The 19,051-nt window shown below is 72.4% G+C and carries 17 protein-coding genes; 14 read left to right on the top strand and 3 right to left on the bottom strand.

The features are described from left to right. Together ACFYNO_RS29340 and ACFYNO_RS29335 are read left to right on the top strand one after the other, a co-directional pair. A partial coding sequence (locus ACFYNO_RS29340; protein ID WP_388019095.1) for a DUF4232 domain-containing protein occupies nt 1-586 on the top strand: 586 nt, incomplete at its 5' end. Nucleotides 587-662: 76 nt separating this feature from the next. Further along, entirely contained in the window at nt 663-965 is a 303-nt protein-coding gene (locus tag ACFYNO_RS29335; RefSeq protein WP_388019092.1) for a hypothetical protein, read from the top strand. Nucleotides 966-1,001: 36 nt separating this feature from the next. On the opposite strand, the gene ACFYNO_RS29330 is transcribed toward ACFYNO_RS29335, so the two are convergent. Continuing rightward, a complete protein-coding gene (locus tag ACFYNO_RS29330) occupies nt 1,002-1,610 on the bottom strand; it encodes a hypothetical protein (RefSeq protein WP_388019089.1) in 609 nt (202 codons plus the stop codon). 921 nt (nt 1,611-2,531) lie between these two features. Between ACFYNO_RS29330 and ACFYNO_RS29325 the strand changes: the two genes are divergently transcribed. The 4 genes from ACFYNO_RS29325 (at nt 2,532) to ACFYNO_RS29310 (ending at nt 8,723) form a co-directional block, all read left to right on the top strand. Next, the gene (locus ACFYNO_RS29325) at nt 2,532-5,051 is read left to right on the top strand and encodes a Helicase associated domain protein (RefSeq protein WP_388019086.1); all 2,520 of its coding nucleotides are present in this window, start codon (nt 2,532-2,534) and stop codon (nt 5,049-5,051) included. Nucleotides 5,052-5,752: 701 nt separating this feature from the next. Further along, the gene (locus tag ACFYNO_RS29320; RefSeq protein WP_388019083.1) at nt 5,753-6,844 is read left to right on the top strand and encodes a bifunctional DNA primase/polymerase; all 1,092 of its coding nucleotides are present in this window, start codon (nt 5,753-5,755) and stop codon (nt 6,842-6,844) included. Next, complete coding sequence (locus tag ACFYNO_RS29315) at nt 6,841-8,337, top strand: phage/plasmid primase, P4 family (protein ID WP_388019080.1); 1,497 nt, start codon at nt 6,841-6,843, stop codon at nt 8,335-8,337. Before ACFYNO_RS29320 ends, ACFYNO_RS29315 begins: the two co-directional genes overlap by 4 nt. Next, nucleotides 8,334-8,723: a DUF6009 family protein gene (locus ACFYNO_RS29310; RefSeq protein ID WP_388019077.1), complete on the top strand. Its 390-nt coding sequence runs from the start codon at nt 8,334-8,336 to the stop codon at nt 8,721-8,723. Before ACFYNO_RS29315 ends, ACFYNO_RS29310 begins: the two co-directional genes overlap by 4 nt. Before the next feature lie 23 nt (nt 8,724-8,746). Here the strand turns inward: ACFYNO_RS29310 and ACFYNO_RS29305 are convergent, their stop codons facing one another. Further along, complete coding sequence (locus tag ACFYNO_RS29305) at nt 8,747-9,409, bottom strand: ScbR family autoregulator-binding transcription factor (RefSeq protein WP_388019074.1); 663 nt, start codon at nt 9,407-9,409, stop codon at nt 8,747-8,749. Nucleotides 9,410-9,663: 254 nt separating this feature from the next. Between ACFYNO_RS29305 and ACFYNO_RS29300 the strand changes: the two genes are divergently transcribed. Beyond that, nucleotides 9,664-10,428: an SDR family oxidoreductase gene (locus ACFYNO_RS29300; protein WP_388019071.1), complete on the top strand. Its 765-nt coding sequence runs from the start codon at nt 9,664-9,666 to the stop codon at nt 10,426-10,428. Between the two features lie 48 nt (nt 10,429-10,476). Here ACFYNO_RS29300 and ACFYNO_RS29295 read toward each other — a convergent pair whose 3' ends face one another. Then, nucleotides 10,477-11,358, bottom strand: a complete 882-nt coding sequence (locus ACFYNO_RS29295; protein ID WP_388019068.1) for a ScbA/BarX family gamma-butyrolactone biosynthesis protein — start codon at nt 11,356-11,358, stop codon at nt 10,477-10,479. Between the two features lie 277 nt (nt 11,359-11,635). Between ACFYNO_RS29295 and ACFYNO_RS29290 the strand changes: the two genes are divergently transcribed. The 7 genes from ACFYNO_RS29290 (at nt 11,636) to ACFYNO_RS29260 (ending at nt 18,846) form a co-directional block, all read left to right on the top strand. Further along, nucleotides 11,636-12,283 (top strand): ScbR family autoregulator-binding transcription factor, encoded by a 648-nt coding sequence (locus ACFYNO_RS29290; protein WP_388019065.1) that lies wholly within the window; start codon nt 11,636-11,638, stop codon nt 12,281-12,283. Nucleotides 12,284-12,548: 265 nt separating this feature from the next. Beyond that, a complete protein-coding gene (locus ACFYNO_RS29285; protein ID WP_388019062.1) occupies nt 12,549-13,379 on the top strand; it encodes a BTAD domain-containing putative transcriptional regulator in 831 nt (276 codons plus the stop codon). Between the two features lie 40 nt (nt 13,380-13,419). Beyond that, the gene (locus ACFYNO_RS29280; protein ID WP_388019059.1) at nt 13,420-14,049 is read left to right on the top strand and encodes a ScbR family autoregulator-binding transcription factor; all 630 of its coding nucleotides are present in this window, start codon (nt 13,420-13,422) and stop codon (nt 14,047-14,049) included. Nucleotides 14,050-14,139: 90 nt separating this feature from the next. Next, nucleotides 14,140-15,090: a hypothetical protein gene (locus tag ACFYNO_RS29275; RefSeq protein WP_388019056.1), complete on the top strand. Its 951-nt coding sequence runs from the start codon at nt 14,140-14,142 to the stop codon at nt 15,088-15,090. Between the two features lie 19 nt (nt 15,091-15,109). After that, nucleotides 15,110-16,324: a hypothetical protein gene (locus ACFYNO_RS29270; protein ID WP_388019053.1), complete on the top strand. Its 1,215-nt coding sequence runs from the start codon at nt 15,110-15,112 to the stop codon at nt 16,322-16,324. Nucleotides 16,325-16,344: 20 nt separating this feature from the next. Then, on the top strand, nt 16,345-17,175 hold the full coding sequence (locus ACFYNO_RS29265) for a 4'-phosphopantetheinyl transferase family protein (RefSeq protein ID WP_388019050.1): 831 nt from the start codon (nt 16,345-16,347) through the stop codon (nt 17,173-17,175). 441 nt (nt 17,176-17,616) lie between these two features. After that, on the top strand, nt 17,617-18,846 hold the full coding sequence (locus ACFYNO_RS29260) for a helix-turn-helix domain-containing protein (RefSeq protein WP_388019047.1): 1,230 nt from the start codon (nt 17,617-17,619) through the stop codon (nt 18,844-18,846). Nucleotides 18,847-19,051 lie beyond the last annotated feature (205 nt).

Genomic DNA, 19,051 nt, shown 5'->3' with positions numbered 1-19,051 from the left:
CATGCGCGTCCGCAACTTCGCCTTCGCCGCCCTGGCCGTCACCGCCGCCCTCTCGCTCAGCGCCTGCAACGACGACATGGACACCGCGCAGGGCACCCCCGGCGCCACCGCAACGACATCCACCGGCGGCTCGGCTTCGAACGGACCGGGCCAGGCCGGCGCGGCCGCAAAGACCGCCAAGTGCCGCACCACGGACCTGACCATCACCGCCGCGGACCGCACCATCACCGGCGACGCCGACAACACCGTCGCGGTCGAACTGAAGAACCACAGCACCAAGGACTGCACGCTCACCGGATACGCCGGCGTCGACCTGAAGACCGCCTCGAACCCGCTGTCCGCACGACGCTCCGGCGAACCGGCCACCACCACCGTCCTGGCACCTGGCAAGTCCACCTACTTCGACATCAGCTACCCACCCAACAACACCGGCGGGTCCGGCCTGCGCATCACCGGCCTGATCATCACCCCGCCCGACGAGACCCACCCGGTCACCCTCCCCTGGCCCGGCGCCGGCTCACTGCCCGCCGTGGACGACAACCCCGTCAAGATCGGTCCGATCGCAAGCGCCGGCCAAGGCCAGTAGGCACCACCCGCCCCGGGGCCGGCTCCAGCGGCTCCATGACGGCCGAGTCGACGGGCCCAACCTGGCGCTGAGGACCGTGTTCGAGGGCGAGCAGCTCAGGCAATGGGTCCGAGCTCAACGAGCCGGCTGGGCCGAGCTCCACCGGGAGCAGCAGGACCTGCTCCCGGCCGTCGGCCTCGAGGAAGACCAAGAGCTGGCGGCCGCCCGGGCGGCGGCCGCGAAGGAGCCGCCGAAGATCTCGCGGGCCGACCGCTTCGGGCAGGGCCTGGCCGCGCTGACCGCATTCGTCGAACGGGAAGGGCACGCCAAGGTACCGCGCACGCACGGCCGCCAACGATGCGGATGGGTGGCGGCCTCTGGTGTTGCGGCGGTGATGTGATTGGCCGGGCGACGGGGCTTGTTCAGCTGGCGAGGTCTACCAGTGGGTGAGGTGTTCTCCGAGGGCGCGGCGCAGCACAGCAAGGGCGGTGTCGGCGTCGGCGTCGGGGCAGCGCAGGGGTTCGTGCCGCGCTGGACGTCGTCTTCCTCGATGCAGGCGACGGGGCGGCCGGCCTGCTGGAGTTCCTGGACGCCCGGGAGGGTCGGGCCAGGTGAGCAGGAGAAAGCCGTCGCCGAGCGGGGGGGCGGTTCGGTGCGCCAGGCCGTGGGCGGAAGGGGTGCTCCAGCCGGTCGGACGCTTGAGCGCCAGGGGCGGCATGTCGGCCACCGCACGCTCGGCGCGGAGCCGGTTGGCGTGGGCGCGCTGGAGGACGTCCAAGGCGTCGCCGACAGTCCGATGAATGCGGGCCCCGCTGGCCCGGTCGGTCAGGATCGAGACGGCCTGCTCGGCGGCGATGTGCCCGGCCGCTTCCCACGGGCCGTCCGGCAGCGGCGCGGTCCAACCACCCGGGCGGCGGCCGCGGTGGAGTAGCTGGTGGACGCTCTCGGCCCGCGAGTCGTCCCAGGAGGCCAGCAGCCACTCCTCACCGAACGTCAGGCCCAGGTCGTCCAAGCGGTCCGACTCGCCGAACCGCACACCTGTCAACGGCCACGTCCGTGTGGTCGGCGATCGACAGCTGCACGTCGCAGGCCGCGGTGAACACCACGGCTGCCAGCTCCCCGACCAGGTACGGATGGACGCTGGCGCGGCACAAGCAGCGGGCTGCCGAGGAGTTGGCCGGGCTCAGGGCGGGCGGTAGCCCACCTCGTGGCCGCCGGTGTACCGGTGGAGGGTGAAGCAGATCGGTGAGAGGGCGGGCGGCCAAGAGGTGTGCGCGCAGCAGGGTGATCGGGGTGGCGTGGTTCTGGGCGGTGGCCATCGCCCAGGCCGGCTCGGCGGTCGAGCGGGGTAGAGGTGATGGTGGGTTGGAGGAGTATGTGGCCGGCGATCCGGCCTGCTGAGGGGTCGTGGGCGGCCAGGGTCGCAGGGGTGGGCCCGACATCTGCTGGGTCGAGGGCGACGGTCTCCAGCGACCCGGAGCCGGGCTCGCACGCCAGCGGGGAGGTGATGCCCGGTGCGCGGGTGGGGCCTGTGAGCGGGGTGTCCGGTGGCGAAGCGTGCTCTGCTCGCCACCGATGTGCCTGCCTTCGGTTGGTCGGAGGCATCGGGTCGCCGCGGTCTGGCGGGACAGGAAGTGCCCCGGTGTGGGAGCAGGCCAGTGAGGAGTTGCGCTATCGACGGGTCGGCGCGCCCGACCGGGAAAGGGGTCCGGCTGCTTTCAGGCGGTGCTGCCTGATTGGTTCAGGGAATGGGCTCGCTGTGTGACGGAGTCCTCTGGTTTGGGCGGGTTGCCGAGGGGGGTTTGGGGGTGGGTCGACTTGGGTTTGGCGGGATGTCTTTCGGTGGGGAATGGGGTGGCTCTGATAAGGTATGGAAAGGGTGCTTGCTGATTTCTGGCCGGTAGCTGATGGTGTGTCGGAATGTGGTTTTTGAATTTCCTGCCGTGGTCCGGGTGGCCGGGCTGGGATGCCTAAGGAGAACGTTGTGGGCGGGGTTCGGCTGCGGGCGCATCAGCAGGAGGCTGTGGCGGCGGTGGTGCGGGCGTTGACGCCGGGGCCCGGGGTGGTGGGTGGGGAGGGGTTGCGGGCGACTGTGCAGATGGCGACGGGGACGGGGAAGTCGTTTGTCGGGGCTGCGGCTGCGCAGAAGTTGGCGCCGCGGGGGGCTGTGTTGGTGGTGGTGCCGACGTTGGATCTGCTGGTGCAGACGGTCGGTTCGTGGCAGGAGGCTGGGCGGGGCGGGCAGGCGTATGCGGTGTGTTCGCTGACGAGTGGCGAGTTGCCGCAGGGGGTGCTCGGGTCGACGAGTCCGTTGGCGATCGGGATGTGGCTGGCCCGTGCGGGGGCGTCGCAGCGGCCGGTCACGTTGTATGCGACCTATGCGTCTGCTGGGGCGGTGGCTGATGCGTACGCGTTCTGGGCAGGGCGGGGGCGGGGTTTGGCGCCGCTGGAGTTGATGGTCTGTGATGAGGCGCACCGGTCTTCGGGGAGTGCGGAGAAAGCGTGGACCCTGGTGCACGACCAGGAGCAGGTGCCTGCCGTGCGCCGGCTCTACATGACCGCCACGCCGAGGATCTGGGCGCCGCCCGGGGCCGGCGCGCGGCCGCGGGAGGAGGCCTTCCAGCCGTTGCCGGAGGAGTTGGCCGTGTCGATGGATGATGAAGGGCTGTTCGGGCCGCAGGTCGTCTCGCTGGGGCTGGCCGAGGCGGTTGACCGGGGTCTGCTCGCGCCGTTCGAGATCGTGGTGCTGGAGCTGCGGGATCCGGTGACGGATCGGAGGGCGGCGCGGCGTCAGCCGGTGCCCTGGGGGCCCGGGGTGGGCCCGGCACGTGATGGCAGCGAGGATCTGGTGCCTGCCGAGCGGATCGCCGCCGTCCAGGCCGCGTTGGTGAAGACGGCTGTTGAGCGGGGTCTGCGGCGTGTCATTACGTTCCACAACAGGACCATCGAGGCCCGGTATTTCTCGGAGACGCTGAATCAGGCGGTTGACCGGTTGAATGCCGAGAATCCGGCTGAATATCCTCAGGAGTTCTGGGCGCAGTGGCTCAGTGGTGAGCACGAGGTGGATTTCCGGAAGAGTGTCATCAGGGGGTTCGGGAATGCGGAGCAGGATGAGGGTCTTCGGCACGCGGTGCTGAGCAATTGCCGGGTGCTGGGTGAGGGTGTCGACATTCCGAATGCGGACGCGGTGCTGCTGCAGGGCCGGGGGTCGATGGTCGATATCGTGCAGGCGATCGGGCGGGCGCTGCGGATGAAGCCCGGGGAGGGGAAGACGGCCTCGCTGATCGTGCCGGTGTTCCTGGGGGCCGGGGAGGAGCCCGGGGACATCCTGGCGTCCGATTCGTACGCGCCGCTGGTGAAGGTGCTGACCGCGCTGCGCAGTCATGACGCGCGGCTGGTGGAGGCGTTGGCGGTGCCGCAGAAGTCCGGGTTGCGGACGAAGGGGCTCGGGGCCGAGGCGTTCAGCGCTCCCGGGCAGGGCGAGTTCGGGGGCGATTCGCGGGCGGCCGCGTTCACGCTGCCGGTGCGGTTCCAGAACCCGGTGGATGCCGACGTGCTCGCGCTCTTCGTGCAGTTGCGGGTGCTCACCGGGGAGACCCAGGCCTGGCGGGAGGGGATCGGGCATGCCAGGCGCTGGTACGAGGAGACGGGCGGGCTGGATGTGCCGTACTCCGCGCTGGTGGGCGAGGAGGGGAACTTCCCGCTCGGCAAGTGGCTGTCGGATCGTCGGGTCGAGTACGCGGACGGGCAGTTGGCTGCGCACCGGGTCGGGTTGCTGGAGCAGCTCGGGATGGTCTGGTCGGTGCACGAGGCGCGGTTCGAGATCGGGCTGGACTGGGCGCGGGTGTGGGCGCAGCAGCACGGCGGGTCGCTGGCCGCCCCTGCGCGGGCTTCGGTGGGCGGGTATCCGGTCGGGGCGTGGCTGGCGGCCCAGCGGGCTGCCGCGCAGGTGCCGGCCGGGGAGCCCGGGCGGCTGGATCCGATCCGTCGGGCGCTGTTGGAGGCCGTCGATCCTTGGTGGTGCCCGGAGTGGCCGGTCACCTGGCAGCGTTGCTACGCGGTGGCCAGGGTGTGGTGGCTGGCGGCGGAGGGGCGGGTGGAGTGGGCTCGGCTGCCGGTGGGGACGGTGTTCGAGGGCGAGCAGTTGGGGCGGTGGGTGCGGGAGCAGCGGGCCGCCTGGGCGGAGCTGGTGGAGGAACAGCAGGAGTTGCTGACTGCTCTGGGGATCGAGGAGGACCCGGGGCTCGCTGCTGAGCGGGCGGCGGCCGCCAGGCCGAAGACGTCGCGGGCGGATCGGTTCCGGCAGCATCTGGTGGCTCTGGTGGAGTTCACCGAGCGGGAGGGCCATGCGAAGGTGCCGCGGGCGTTCAGGACCGCTGACGGGGTGGCCCTGGGGACCTGGCTCAACAACACCAAGGCGAGGCGGGACAAGCTCAGTGCGGAGCAGCGGGGGCAGCTGCAGGAGCTCGGCGTGGAGTGGGCTTAGGGGGTCGTAGGGGTAGCCGGTCCCGTGCAGGGGCTCTACGGGGGCTGTGGGCGGCTTTCGGTAGTGGGTGTGGGTCCTGAGGTCGGCCGGGTACGGAAGGTTGGCTGAGGTGCCGTCAGGGGCCTTCTCGCCGTGGGTGGGGAAAGAGCCCGGCGGCGGCGGTGTGAGGTGGCGAGGGGTGCGGAGCGACTGAAGCGACCGTGGATGGTGGGCGTTCGGCGGAGGTTGGGTTCAGCGCGGCTCGTGGGGCGCTCGAGGTGGTGGGGGCCGGCTGGGGCAGCGACTGAAAGGGAGCGACCCAGTGATGGTTCAGTCGCTGGCGCGGGTGCGGGTAAAAGTGCAGGTCAGAGGCGGTGGCCCCGGATGGACAGCGACTCAAGCGACTGAAGGTCGGGTATATGAGGACATTCGTGTGCGTGTGTGCGTATGTGCGCCCGCGTATGACACATCTGTGTATGTAGCTGATATATAGGGACCTTGAGTCGCTTCAGTCGCTGCCTGAGGCAGGGTCAGGGCGCTGACCTGGGGTTTTGGTGGTTCTGCGGGGCAGCGACTGAAGAAGGCTTCGGTAGCTGGGGCGTGCCCTTTCAGTCGCTCGGCTCGTTTTTTGACGGGGCTGCAACAGCTGGCCCACCTGTTCCATGACCTTCGCTACTGTGATTTCCTCATCGAGTCGCTTTGGTCGCTGACGGGGGAATGTCATGACTGCTGAGCTGCGGGGTTGGGGCAGCGACTCAACCATCCCCGTGCGGGCTCGGGGAACCGCGCGGTGGTGTGCCGCGCGGGGATGGCCGGTGCTGCCGCTCGCGCCCGGGCGCAAAACGCCCGCCGGGAACTGCGCTGCCTGCCGGGAGCCGGGCCACGACCACCGGGGGTGCGGCTGCATCGCGGCCGGCCGGTGGTGCCACGGGTTCCATGCCGCCACGGTGGACCCGGAGGTGATCGACCGTTGGTGGGGCGGCACGCCCGGGCTCGGGGTCGGCATCGCCTGCGGCCCGGCCGGGCTGCTGGTGGTGGACGTGGACGCCCACGAGGCGGTGGTGCCGGATCGGGACCGCCTGCTGCCGGGCATCGCGATCCCCGGGCAGGTGGACCTCACCGGGCTGGCGAACGGGTTCCACACGCTGGCGGTGCTGGCGGCGCTGAACGGTGCCACCAGTCCGGCGCAGGACGCCGGGACGCTGCGGGTGCGCACGCCGTCCGGAGGCCTGCACGTCTGGTACCGGGTCGGTGCCGGTGAGCGGTGGCAGTGCTCCACCGGTTCGTCGGCCGGCCGGGCGCTGGCCTGGCAGGTGGACGTCCGGGCGCACGGCGGGTACATCGTGGCTCCCGGGACCCGGACCAGGGCCGGCGCGTACCGTGCGGTGGACGGGGGGCGCGAGCCCGCGCCGCTGCCCGGCTGGCTGGCGGCCGAGCTGCGCCGTACGGGCCATCTGACGCCCGATCAGACCCCGGTCCGGTCCGCCGTACCGCCCCGGGCCCGCGCGGCCGTCCTGGCGGCCGGTGGCGGCCGCGGAACGGCCACCCGGATGCTCACCGGCCTGCTGGCCGAGGTGGTGGCGTGCGGGGCGGTGGCCGAGGGGGCCGGCTTCTCCGAACGGCTGAACCGGGCGGCGTACACCGCCGGCGGGCTGGTCGCCGCCGGCGCGCTGGGCCAGGGGGAGGCGGAGCGGGTGCTGGGCGAGGCGGCCGAGCACGCCCGCCCCGGTCAGCAGCGGCGCTGCCAGGCGATCATCCGCGGCGGGATGCAGGCCGGTGCACGGCGGCCGCTGGCACCCGGGAGGAGTGGATGAACCTTTCGGACAGCGACACCTTGTTCGACGCCGAGGCCGTGGCCCGGGGCATCCTCGCCGGGGTGCCGGCGGTGGCCGACGTTGCGCCGCCGGCCGTGGCGGGTCCGGTGACGGCGGCCGGGCTGCTGCCCGACACGCTGACCGACCGCGGCAACGCCAAGCTCTTCGTGCGGCTGTACGCCGACGACTACCGGCACGTGCCCGGCCTGGGCTGGTACCGCTGGGACGGCACCAGGTGGCTCAGCGACGAGGACGACACGGTGCTGTGGGCGGCCGGCGACCTGGCCGAGAGCATCGCGCTGGAGGACCCGCGCGGGATCTTCAGCGGCTCGGCGCTGCAGCAGCACCAGCGGCGGGCGCTGAGCACCAGCGGGATGAACGCGATGCTGCAGCAGGCCCGCTCCGCTCCCGGGATGGTGCTGAACGCGGCCAAGCTGGACGCCGACCCGTACGCGCTCTGCACGCCGGCCGGCATCGTCGACCTGCGCACCGGGCTGATCCGTGCGCCGGACCCCAACAAGGACTTCCACTCCCGCTCGACCACCGCGGCCCCCCGGGAGATGGCCACGCCGCGCTGGAACCGGTTCCTGACCGACACCTTCGGCGAGGGGCCGGAGGGCGCGGAGATGGTCGGCTTCCTGCACCTGCTGCTCGGCTACTCGGTGACCGGGGACGTCGGCGGGCAGGTGATGCCGTTCCTCTTCGGCTACGGCAAGAACGGCAAGTCGGTGCTGCTGGACGTGCTGATGAAGCTGCTGGGCGACTACGCCGACGCGGCTCCGCCGGGCTTCCTGATGGCCCGTCCGTACGAGGGGCACCCGACCGACCTGGCCGAGCTGCACGGCCGGCGGGTCATCGTGTGCAGCGAGGTGCGGCCGGGAGACCGCTTCGACGAGGCCCGGGTGAAGCTGCTGACCGGCGGCGACCGGATCAAGGCGCGCCGGATGCGGCAGGACTTCTTCAGCTTCCAGCCGACGCACAAGCTGTGGCTGCTCGGCAACCACCGGCCCGAGGTGGGCACCGGCGGCTTCGCGTTCTGGCGCCGGATGCGGCTGATCCCGTTCGAGCGGGTGGTGCCGGACGACCGGAAGATCGACAACCTGGCGGACGTGCTGGTGACCGAGGAGGGCCCCGGCATCCTCAGCTGGCTGATCACCGGTGCCCGGCGCTACCTGGCCGGGGACAAGGACCTGACCGGGCCGGAGCGGGTGCGGATCGCCACCACCTCGTACGCGGAGACCGAGGACCACACCGGGCGGTTCATCCACGAGGCCTGCACGGTCGCCCCCGAGCAGCGTGCGGAACAAGCGCAGCTCTACGCTGCCTATAAGGCCTGGTGCCAGACTGAAGGGGCTGCACCGTTGTCGTCCCGGGCGTTCGCCACCCGGATCCGTGAGACGGTGGGGTTGGCATCGCCCAAGGAGATGATCCTCTCCAACCAGCGGAAGTACTACCCGGGTATCGGCCTGCTCGCTGACGAGGAGACAGCATGAGCGCCCTCATCGCAGAGGACGAGATCGCCCACGAGGCGGCTCTCGTCTGGTTGGAGGACATCAGCGGGCTCGACTATGTGCGGCAGAGCCTGGACCGGCTGCCGACGCGGCGGGGGAAGCCGCCGTACCACCGCAACGGCCGGATGGTGGGGTACGCGCAGCTCGGCCCGGGCGCCAAGCCGTCGCGCTCCTCCGGCACCTTCCGGCGCCGGGTGTTCTGGCTGCTGCCGCACGACCGGGACACCACGCCGGACGGCCTGTACGCGACCGGGGCGCCGTCCGAGGCGGTGGATCCGCGCACGGTGGCGCCCGGCAGCAAGGGGTTCAAGACGGAGCGGTCGGAGGGCGGGCCGCGCTCCGAGCTGGAGTCCGGTCTGCAGAGGTAGGCCGGACTCCGACTCGGACCGGGTCAGCCGACGGTGGCCTCTTCGCGTTCCTCCGACGCGGTCACCTCGCGGTGCACCTCCGCTCCCCGGCTCGGGGAGAAGTCGATCGAGGCGAGCACGGAGGGGACGACGACGCTCGGCAGTACGTGGCGGAGCATCTCGCAGGCCCGCAGCGCCAGGTCCTCGTAGTCGGTCACGGCCTGGGACATCGACTGGACCCCGCCGAAGGAGCCGACCAGCACCATCGCGGTCTCGTCCGGCACCACGTGCGGCAGCAGCTCGCCCTGGGCCTTGGCCGTGTCCAGCAGCTGCGTGACAACGGTGTTCCAGATCGTGAACGGGGCGCTGCGGTCCAGGTCGCGCCGGGGATCCAGGGACAGCCGCACGCCGGCCCGCACCACGATGTTGGTCTGCAGCCGGTAGACCTGCAGCATGACGATGTCCACCAGCTGCTGGATCCGGCTGGGGCGCTCGGGGACGCCGGGCAGGTTGTTCTGCTCGGTGAGCACCCCCTGGGCCAGGTCGTCCTTGGACTGGAAGTGGAAGTAGAGCGCGCCCTTGGTCACGCCTGCGACGTTGAGGATCTCGGTGATCGTCGCTGCCTGGTACCCGCGCTCCTCGAAGACCTTCGCGGCTGCCTGCAGGATCACCTGGCGGGTGCGGATGGCTCGGTCCTGCATCGCCACTGTGCCTCCCTTGTAGCCTCGGTTGAGCTCATAAAAAAACCGCTAGGTTCGTATCTTAACTCGAACAGGGAGCTCGCTCGGTAGGGCGTCCACCGGTTTCGTCGAGGAGTGCCAAGCGTGAAGGGAGTTGAGCGCTCTGTTGGGGTGACGCGGGCGCGGCGGATCTGGGGCCTCCGAGGCAGCAGGGAAAACCGGACAGTCGGTTGTATACCCTGATCCGATTGATGCAAGGGATGACAACGGGGGTTGAAGTCATGGGAGCACTCGACGGCAGGACGGCCCTGGTCACCGGGGCCAGCAGGGGCATCGGCCGAGGGATCGCGCTGCGCCTGGCGCAGGACGGGGCGCTGGTCGCCGTCCACTACGGGAGCAACGAGGCGGCGGCGCGCGAGACCGCCGGGTTGATCGGGGCGAGCGGTGGCCGGGCGGTCCTGGTCCGGGCCGAACTCGGCATGGCGGGCGATGCCGAGACGCTGTACGAGCGGTTCGACGCGGTGCTCGAGGAGATCGGCGAGCAGCCCGGTCTCGACATCCTGGTCAACAACGCCGGCATGCGGGTGCCGTCCGGCATCCACGAGGTGACCCCGGAGAACTTCGACCGCCTGGTCGCGGTCAACGCGAAGGCACCGCTGTTCATCGCGCAGCACGCCTTGCGGCGGCTGCGCGACGGCGGACGGATCGTCAACATCTCCTCGGCGGCCACCAGGATCGCCCACCCCGAGGGCTTGGGCTACTCGATGACGAAGGGAGCGGTGGACGTGCTCACGCTGGCACTGGCCAAACAGTTGGGCGACCGGGGGATCACGGTCAACACCGTGGCCCCGGGCTACGTCGCCACCGATCTGAACGCCTGGCGCCGGACGACTCCCGAGGCCGCGGCGACACTGGCGGCGCAGTCGGTCTTCCGGCGCATCGGCGACCCCGCGGACGTGGCGGACATCGTGGCCTTCCTCGTCTCGGACAGTGCCCGCTGGATCACCGGGCAGCGCATCGACGCGAGTGGCGGCACCCGGTTGTGATGCCGGGGCGGAGTCGCGTCCCACTCCGCCCACGACAGCGGTACCGGCCTAGGCGGTCACGATGGCGCTGAAGACCTGCTCGCCGTTCTGACTGCCCGTCACCATGACGCACACGCCGTCCTCCGGACCGGACCGGGGCAGCTGGTCCGCCTGGATGTAACAGGGTGAGTCGAGCTCGACGAACCGGGTGAACTCGCAGGCCACGGTGAGCGGCAGCACCGCCGGAGCACCCAGGGCGGCGTGCGAGGCCTGGCGCGCCGCCTCGACCATCAGCATCCCCGGGACGTGGTCGGTGGGGTGGTCGAAGAGCACCGGGTGGCGGGTGTCGACCCGCAGCTGCCAGCGGTTCGGCTCGCCGATGGGAGAGAGGACGACGTCCATGGGCGACATCCGGCCGACGTTCTGCGGCGCGGTCGGGGCGGTGAGCGGCAGCACCCGCTGTCCGCCCTCCGTCAGCTGCTCACCGCGTAACCGCTGGTAGACCGGCTGGGAGACGCAGGTGTAGGACGCTCCGCCGGTGGCGACCACCTGGCCGTCCTGGCGGAGCACCGTCTCGTAGCGCAGGGCGGCCAGCTGGCCGCCGCGCACCTTGACCTCGGTGCAGAGCACGTCGATCTCGAGTGAAGCCGGCGTGTCGCCCACCAGCATCTCCTCCGGGCGGACGGCCACCTCGAGGTCCCACATGAGGAAGTGCCGGGCGAGCGGGACCTCGAACTCCGCGTGGGCCAGCAGCGCCCCGACCTGACGGATCGTTTCTGCTGCGATCAGCGGATCGTGGTATCCGCCATGGAGCGGAGTGAAGAAACTGTGGCTGCGAGGCCACTGGGCAAACACGGTGAAGCGGTTCTCGTCGATGCGGACCCAGTCGGTGAGCAGTACCTCAGCGACTGCGGCCCGGTGGACCAGCTCCTTGGGTACGGTCGTGGTCAAGGATGGGAAGTGCAGTATCTCGGTGGTTCGCTGCCATGGAATCGTGCGGTTGCCCGCCTGTCCTTGACTGATCACCGTGTGGTCGTGCCCGAACATGCTCACGAACATGGTTCCCCCTGAATCGGTCGAATGACGAACCATCGGCCAGCTCGCGATAAAGATACATACCACCCGGTTTAATTTCTAGGGTCCTGCGCCAGCTCGGCGCCACCGCCGACACCAGCGCCTCGAGCCGCACGTCAGCGGCCCTCGAGCGTCCGTGCCGCACCATGTGCGCATGGCAAGGCAGGAGCGCGCCGCCCGTACCCGACGCGCGTTGATACAGGCAGCGGCAGAAGTGTTCGCCGAGGAGGGCTTCGCGCCGGCCTCGCTGACGGTGGTCAGCAGGCGGGCGGGGGTGAGCAACGGGGCGCTGCACTTCCACTTCACCAGCAAACAGTCCTTGGCCCAGGGGGTCGTGGGCGAGGCGGTGGCTGCCGTGCGGCGCGTTGCCGAGGCCGCGTCGGCCCGGGTGGAAGGGGGGCTCCAGGGGGTCGTCGGGACGACGCATGCGCTGGTCGGACTGCTGGCGGAGGACCCTGTGGTGCGGGCCGGGTTCGCCCTGGAGGCCGATCCGCAGTGGCCGGGGAGCTCGGTGCGCGCCGAATGGCAGGCCTGGGTGGAAGGCGCCCTGCGGCGAGCCGGTCAGGAGGGGCTGCTGGGGCGCGGTGTGACGCCCGACGGGGCCGCGCGGACCCTGGTGGCGATGGCCGTCGGCCGCGTGGTGCTGGGGGCCGCCGACCCGGACTGGCTGTCCGGACAGTGGGTCGACTGCTTCCTGGCGCTGATGCTGCCCGACCTGGTGGTCGAACCGTTGCAGGCAGCGGATGCTATGGATGCGAACCGTTCCGAGGGCTCAGTCAGGGCGGAGAAAGATACCGACTGACTGTCCTGCTTTGCCGTCCCCAAGGAGGGGTAGGAGCCCGGTTCGTTCCGCTCGAGCCAAGGCTACTCGCGGCCGCCTTCAAGCATGATCATGGCTCTGACCTGCTGTTTTGTGAGGCCTTCGAGTAGGTAGAAAACAGTCTGGACGGTTTGATATTGACAAACCGTCCGGCCTGTTTTCTACTGATGGAGCATCAGGCAACGCCTCGTCGGCGATCTCAGGAGCCTGACGACCTATCACTCACGTAGGTACGGGGAGACGGTTCATGGACATCGCTGTACTGGGCGCACTGGACGTCAAGGAGCACGGGGTCTCGGTGACGCCCACCGCGCCGAAGCCGCGGCAGGTGCTGGCGCTGCTGGCGCTGCACGCGGATCAGGTGGTGCCGGTGGCGGCGCTGGTGGAGGAGCTGTGGGGGGAGCGGCCGCCGCGGAGTGCGCGGACGACGCTGCAGACCTACATCCTGCAGTTGCGGGACCTGATCGCGGCGGCGCTGCCGGCGGAGGATCCGCGGACGTCGAAGAACGTGCTGGTCACCTCCCCCGGGGGGTATCTGCTGAGCACCTCGGCGGGGGCCAGTGACGTGCGGGAGTTCGAGCGGCTGGCGGGGCTGGGCTACCGGGCCATGGACGCCGGCGACTTCACCGGGGCGGCGCGGGAGCTGCGGGACGCGCTGGCGCTGTGGACCGGGACGGCGCTGGCGGATGTGCAGACCGGGCCGCAGCTGGAGATGCACTGCCGGCGCTTGGAGGAGACCCGGCTGTGTGCGCTGGACCAGCGGATCGAGGCGGACCTGCGGCTCGGGCGGCACCGGGAGCTGCTGGGCGAGCTGACGGTGCTGGTGAGCCGGTACCGCACCCACGAGAACCTGCACGCCCAGTTCATGCTGGCGCTGCACCGGTCGGGGCGGCGCAGCGAGGCCCTGGAGGCCTACCAGCGGCTCCGCAACGCGCTGGTGCGCGAGCTCGGTCTGGAGCCGTCGGCCGCCCTGCGCCGGCTGCAGCGCTCGATCCTGATGGCGAGCCCCACCACGCCCGCGCCGACGCTGCACTCGACGGGCGTGGGGACGGGGGACCGGCTCAGCCACGTCGGCTGAGGGCCGTCCACGGGCGGGTATGACGGAAGGAGGAGACGGGATGCAGGCCAAATCGGAGCGCACGCGCCGCAAGCTGGTGCGGGCCGGTGCGGAGACGTTCGACCGCCACGGGTACGCCAGCGCGACGCTGGGCCAGATCGCCGAGAACGCCGGGGTGACCAAGGGTGCGCTGTACTTCCACTTCGGGTCCAAGAGCGATCTGGCCGATGCGGTGCAGCTGCAGGGCAGTGCGATGCTGCGGGACTTCCTGGACGACGGCGGGCTGTCCGGCCGGCCGCCGGTGCAGCTGCTCATCGACCTCACGCACTGGCTCGCGCAGGCGCTGCACGAGGATCCGGTGACCCGGGCGGGCTGCCGGATCGGCAGCGAGCGGGCCGGGCAGCAGCAGCCGGTCGCGGACCTGCGCCGGCTGTGGATCGACGAGGTGGTGGTGCTGCTGGCCCGGGCCCGGGAGGGCGGGGAGCTGCGCCGGGACGCGGTGGCGGAGGGTCCGGAGACGCTGCTGTCGGCGGCGGTGTGCGGCATCGAGGTGCTGGCGGGCAGCGGGCTGTCGCTGCCGGAGCTGCGCCGCAAGGTGGCCGCGCTCTGGGAGTCGCTGCTGCCGGCGCTGGTGCCGCCCGGCGACCTGGGCCGGTACCGGGCCGGCCAGCGGTGCGCCGCCGGGGTGTGACCGGCGGCGGCGCGGCTCTCCGCCGGGTCTCGAGCGCGATTCGAGCGGTACGGCGCAGCCTTGGCCCAACCGCAGAGAGAGGTTCGCCCCATGCCGGCGCAGCGAGTGCACTCGACCGCGGGGACGGTCCCGGTGGCCGCCCCGGCCGGCGTCGTCTACGGCATGCTGGCCGACACCCTGCGCTGGCCGCTCTTCCTGGCCTCGTACGTCCACGTCGAGCAGTTGGACTTCGACGGGGTGGAGGAGCAGCTGCTGGTCTGGGAGATCGAGGCCGACCGGGTGCGCTCGCAGCACGCCCGGCGGACCCTGGATCCGCAGGCCAGGGCGGTCTCCTTCGAGCAGCGGGACGCGGACTGGCCCGGCGACACGGCGACCGGCCGCTGGAGCGTGGAGCCGCAGGGCCCCGACCGTTCGCTGCTGACCCTGCGCCAGGAGCGGCCCTGGGCCGGCGCCTCCCCCACCACGCCCGGCCTGCTGGAGGCCGAGGTCCGCGGGCGGCTCGCCCGGGTGCGGGAGATGGCGGAGCGCTGGGACCGGCTGGACGAACTGCTCTTCTCCTTCGAGAACCGGGTGCACGTGCGCGGCGCCGCGGAGCTCGTCTACGACTTCCTCTACCGGATCGGCGACTGGGCCGACCTGCTGCCGCACGTCGAGTGGACCACGGTGACCGAGGACCGGCCGGGCGTGCAGTTCGCGGCGGTCGGCAGCTGTGCCGCGCCGGACGGCGGCTCCAGCGCCAGCGAGGCGGTGCGGCTCTGCTTCCCGCACGCAGGGCGGATCGTGCACAAGGAGCGGACCACGCCGGCGCTGATCGCCGCGCACAGCGGCGAGTGGTCGCTGCTGCCGGACGAGGACGGGGTGACGGTGGTCTCCGCGCACCAGGTGATGCTGCGGGCTTCGGACATGGTGCCGGTGCTGGGCGAGGGCGCCTGCCCGGCGGACGCGCGCGAGTACGTGCGCGAGTGGCTGGGCCGGGCCGATGCCGAGGTGCTGGGGCTGGCCAAGTGGTACGCCGAGGACACGGTGCGCCGGCTCAGATGAACGCGATGCGGAGGTCGTGATGGCCCTGACCCGTTCGGCGCCGGCCGATGCGGCGCGGCGGATCGAGGCGCTGCTCGGCGCCCCGCTCGACCGGGCCAACCCGTACGGGCTGTCCGTGCTGGCGGGCGCCGATCCGGCCGGGCTGCCGCCGGCCCCCGCCGAGGTGGCCGCCGAGCTGCTGGCGGCGGCCGACGGCGGCCGGTACACCGGCGGCGACCGGCTGGCCCGGGTGCTGCGGCCGGTGTTCGGCCGCGACCTGGCGCTGGGTCGGCGCTGGGCGGTGCAGCCGCTGCTCGCCGCCGGGTCCGGCGGCGGTGCCGAGTTGGCCGCGCTGCTCGGGGCGGCGGGGCTGGTGGCGGCGGCCGGCGGGGTGCTGCGGTCCGCGGTGCGCACCGTGGACGAGCGCGGCCGCCAGGACCGGGAGCTGCGGCAGTGGCAGCCGATCCTGGCCGACGCCTTCGCCGACCTGCTGGCCTGCGAGAGCCTGACGGCGGTGGCGCTGCGCGCCCTGCCCGGCCCCGCCGAGGAGGTGTCGGTGCTGGTCGCCGCGGTCGGTTGTGCGGTGCCGCAGCTGGTCGGCGAGGTGCTGGACGCGCTCGAGCTGGTCCTGAACGAGACCGGGTTCGGTGCCCGGCAGGTGGAGCGGCGCCGGCTGGCCAAGTTGATGGTGGACCAGGCCGGGGCCCGGAGTGGGCGGGCGTTCGGGGACGACGGGCGGCTGCGGCTGGTGCGCGCGGTGGGCGGGGCGGTGGTCGGCAGCGGTGAGCTGTTCCGGCTCGCCGCACCGCCGGCCGGGGAGGCCGGCCCGCCCTGCCACCTGGTGGTGGCCGCGGCGCTGGACGCCGCGGCCGCGCGCCGCGCGGCCGGACCGGCCGCCGCCGATCTGGCCCGCAGCGCCCGGCGCCTGGTGACCGAGCGGCGGGCGGTGCACGCCCGCTGCCGGGCCGCCGCGCAGGCCGGTCCCGGCGATCCGGTGGTGCGGGCGCTGGCCGACCGGCAGGCGCTGCTGCTGCTGGCCGGTGCGGTGCTCGGCGTGACGGCGGCGGCCGGCCGGGACGGCTTCCTGGGCCGCCCGGAGTGGGCGCTGCTGGCGCTGGTGCGGATCATCGGCCGGCTGGGCGTGCCGCTGCCGGGCAATGGGACCGATCCGCGCGAGGCGGTCTGGACCGAGCTGGCCGAGCGCAACCGCTGGGGCCTGGACTGCGACGTGCACGGCACCGAACTGCTCTGGTGACCGGGAACAGGGGATACGCCATGACGGACGACCAGGAGGCCGGCCGGCCGCTGCACGTGGCCGCCCCGCTGTGGCCGTGGGAGCCGGTGTGCGAGCGGGTGGCGGAGACCGGCCGCGTGGTGGTCTACACGACGTGGGGCGAGTGGCTGTCCGCCGTGCTGCTGACGCCCGAGCTGCGCCGGCTGCTCGGCCCCGACTGGCCGCGCTACCGTCAGAACCCGGCTCAGGAGGGGAAGTTGAGGTTCGCGGTGTCGCGGCTGGTGATGAAGTTCACCGCCGCCGCCGCGCTGCAGGTGCGCCCCGAGGATCTGGACCTGGCCTACCAGCCGGGCGGACGGCCGCAGTTGCGCGGCCTGGGCGCCGAGCTGGAGCTGAGCCTGTCGCACAGCGACGAGCTGATCGTGGTCGGGGTGAGCCGCACCGGGCCGATCGGGGTGGACACCGAGCCGGTGGACCGGCGGATCTCCTTCGAGCTGCTGCGCGAGCACACCTGCACCCCGGAGGAGGCCCGGGTGCTCGCCGAGCTGCCCGAGGACGAGCGGGCGGCCTGGCTGCTGCGGCTGTGGACGCTCAAGGAGGCCTACACCAAGGCGCTCGGGCACGGGCTGCGGCGGCGCTTCGGCGCCTTCGGCTTCCGCCGGGCCGGCGGGGCGGTGGAGCTGGCGGAGGACTCGCCGTTCGCGCACGAGTGGGAGTTCGCGACCCACGTGGTGCAGGGCCGGTACCTGGTGACCGAGGCGCACCGGCGGACCGGTGGGGTCCGGGGCGCGTTCGGGGCGGTTTCGGCGCCGCAGGAGCAGGAGGGCCCGGCGCTCGGGCGGGTGCTGGACTTCCCGGGGAACCGCCGGTAGCGGTCGGCACCCTTCGGCGGGTCGTCAGCGGGGCTGCGGCGGCCAGCACTTGGGCCAGCCGATGTCGTCGTCGCCCGAGGCATGCGGTGCCGGCCGCCCGTTGCCGCCCGATCGGGCATCACGGCGTACCGGGACCGAGTGCTTCATGGTCACTCCCAGACATCGGTGGGACGGCGCGGGGGCGCCGCCGGCTTGGTCGTACTCGAGACTCTGCCCGGATCCGCTCAAGACCCGCTCGGCGATCGCAAGAGTCCCTGGTGAGAGCCGCCTGAGGCCTCCGGAGCAGTTCTGGCAAAGGTTTGCCAACGTGTTGCCGACCGCCCTACGCTCGACCCGTCTCACTGGTCGGACCGATCCGCTCGCGGCGGCGACCACGCTCCTCACACGCCTGTGCCCCACGCGCCTGCGCCGTCCGTGTTTCCGCCTCCAGGGAGTGGCCCGATGCTTCAACAGCCCGCGTTCGGCCGCCGCCTGAAGAAGCTCCGGACGGACCGGGGCTGGTCCCAGACCGCACTGGCCGGGGACGGGATGTCCACCGGTTACCTGTCCCGCCTCGAGTCCGGGGCCCGCCAGCCGACCGCCCGCGCGGTCGGCTACCTCGCCGAGCGGCTGGGCCTGGAGCCGGCCGACTTCGAGGAGCCGACCGGCGGGTCGCTGGCCGACGTGCTGTCACTGGCGGTGTCGGCCGGCGGCGAGCGGACCGCGGAGGCGCTGTCCACGGCGCTGGCCGCCGACGGCGACGGGGCTCCCGCGCTGCGCTGGCAGGCCCTGTGGCGGTTGGCCGAGGACCTGCGGATCCAGGGCGACCACGTGGGTGAGCGGGAGCACCTGGAGCAGTTGGTGCGCCTGGGCGACCAGGTCGGGCTGCCCGCGCTGCGGGTGCGCGGGCTGACCCGGCTGGCCCGCTGCCTGCGCTCGCTGGGCGAGATCGCCGGGGCGCTGGAGGCGGCCGGCAGCGCCGACCGGCTGGCCCGGGCCGACGGGCTGGGCGTGGACGACCGGGCCAATGTGCTGCTGGCCCTGGTGTCGGTGGAGGCCGAGGCGAGCCGGCTGCCGGACGCCCGGGTCCACGCCGACGAGCTGACCGCCCTGGTGGCCGGCCGCACCGACACGCTGTGGGCGGAGGCGATGTGGACCGCGGCCGCCGTCCGGTTGCGCCAGGGCGACCACGCGGTCGCCGAGGAGTACCTGGAGCAGGCCCTGGAGCGGTTCAGCGCCCGGGAGGACCTGGTGCTCTGGCTGCGGCTGCGGCTGGCCTGCGGCCGGCTGCACCTGCAGAAGGTGCCGGCCGACCCGGCGGCCGCCGAGCGGTGTGCCAGCGCCGCCGAGTCGGCGATCGCCCTGGTCGGGACGCCCGGTCTGCGCCAGGAGCTGACGGCGCTCAAGGCCGATCTGGCCTTTCTCACCCGGCGCTACGAGGACGCCCGGGTGCTGCTGGGCGAACTGGCCCTGGAGGCTCCCCGGATGACCTATCGGGACCAGGTGCGGCTGGACATCCTGCGCCATCAGTTGCGGGTCCTCTCCGGTGACGACGGCGGGGTGCAGGGCTTGCGGGCCCTGGCGGAGCAGGCGCAGGCGGACGCCAACATGGACTTGGCCGCCGAGATCTGGCGGCTTCTCGCGGACGCGCTGACCCAGCTGCAGGAGGGGCCGCCGCGCGGGGCGTTGTAGCGGGGGCGGGTGTGGTGGGGGGTGCCGGCGCTCGCGCTGGGCACCCCCTCGGCGTTTCTGCGGCACCGGGGCCCCTGCCGGGTGGCGGGTGCGGCGGCCGGTGCGGTGGGACGGTCGGAGCGGGCCGGTCGCGGGGGCGGGACGGGTGGTGGCGTCCGGTGCGACCGGGGCGGAGCGCTCGGCGGGGATGTCGCCGTGGCTCCGG

Source organism: Kitasatospora sp. NPDC006697, from assembly GCF_042869935.1.
GTDB lineage: Bacteria > Actinomycetota > Actinomycetes > Streptomycetales > Streptomycetaceae > Kitasatospora.
The sequence above is the reverse complement of the archived record's forward strand: the minus strand, read 5'-3'. Positions and strand labels throughout refer to the sequence as shown.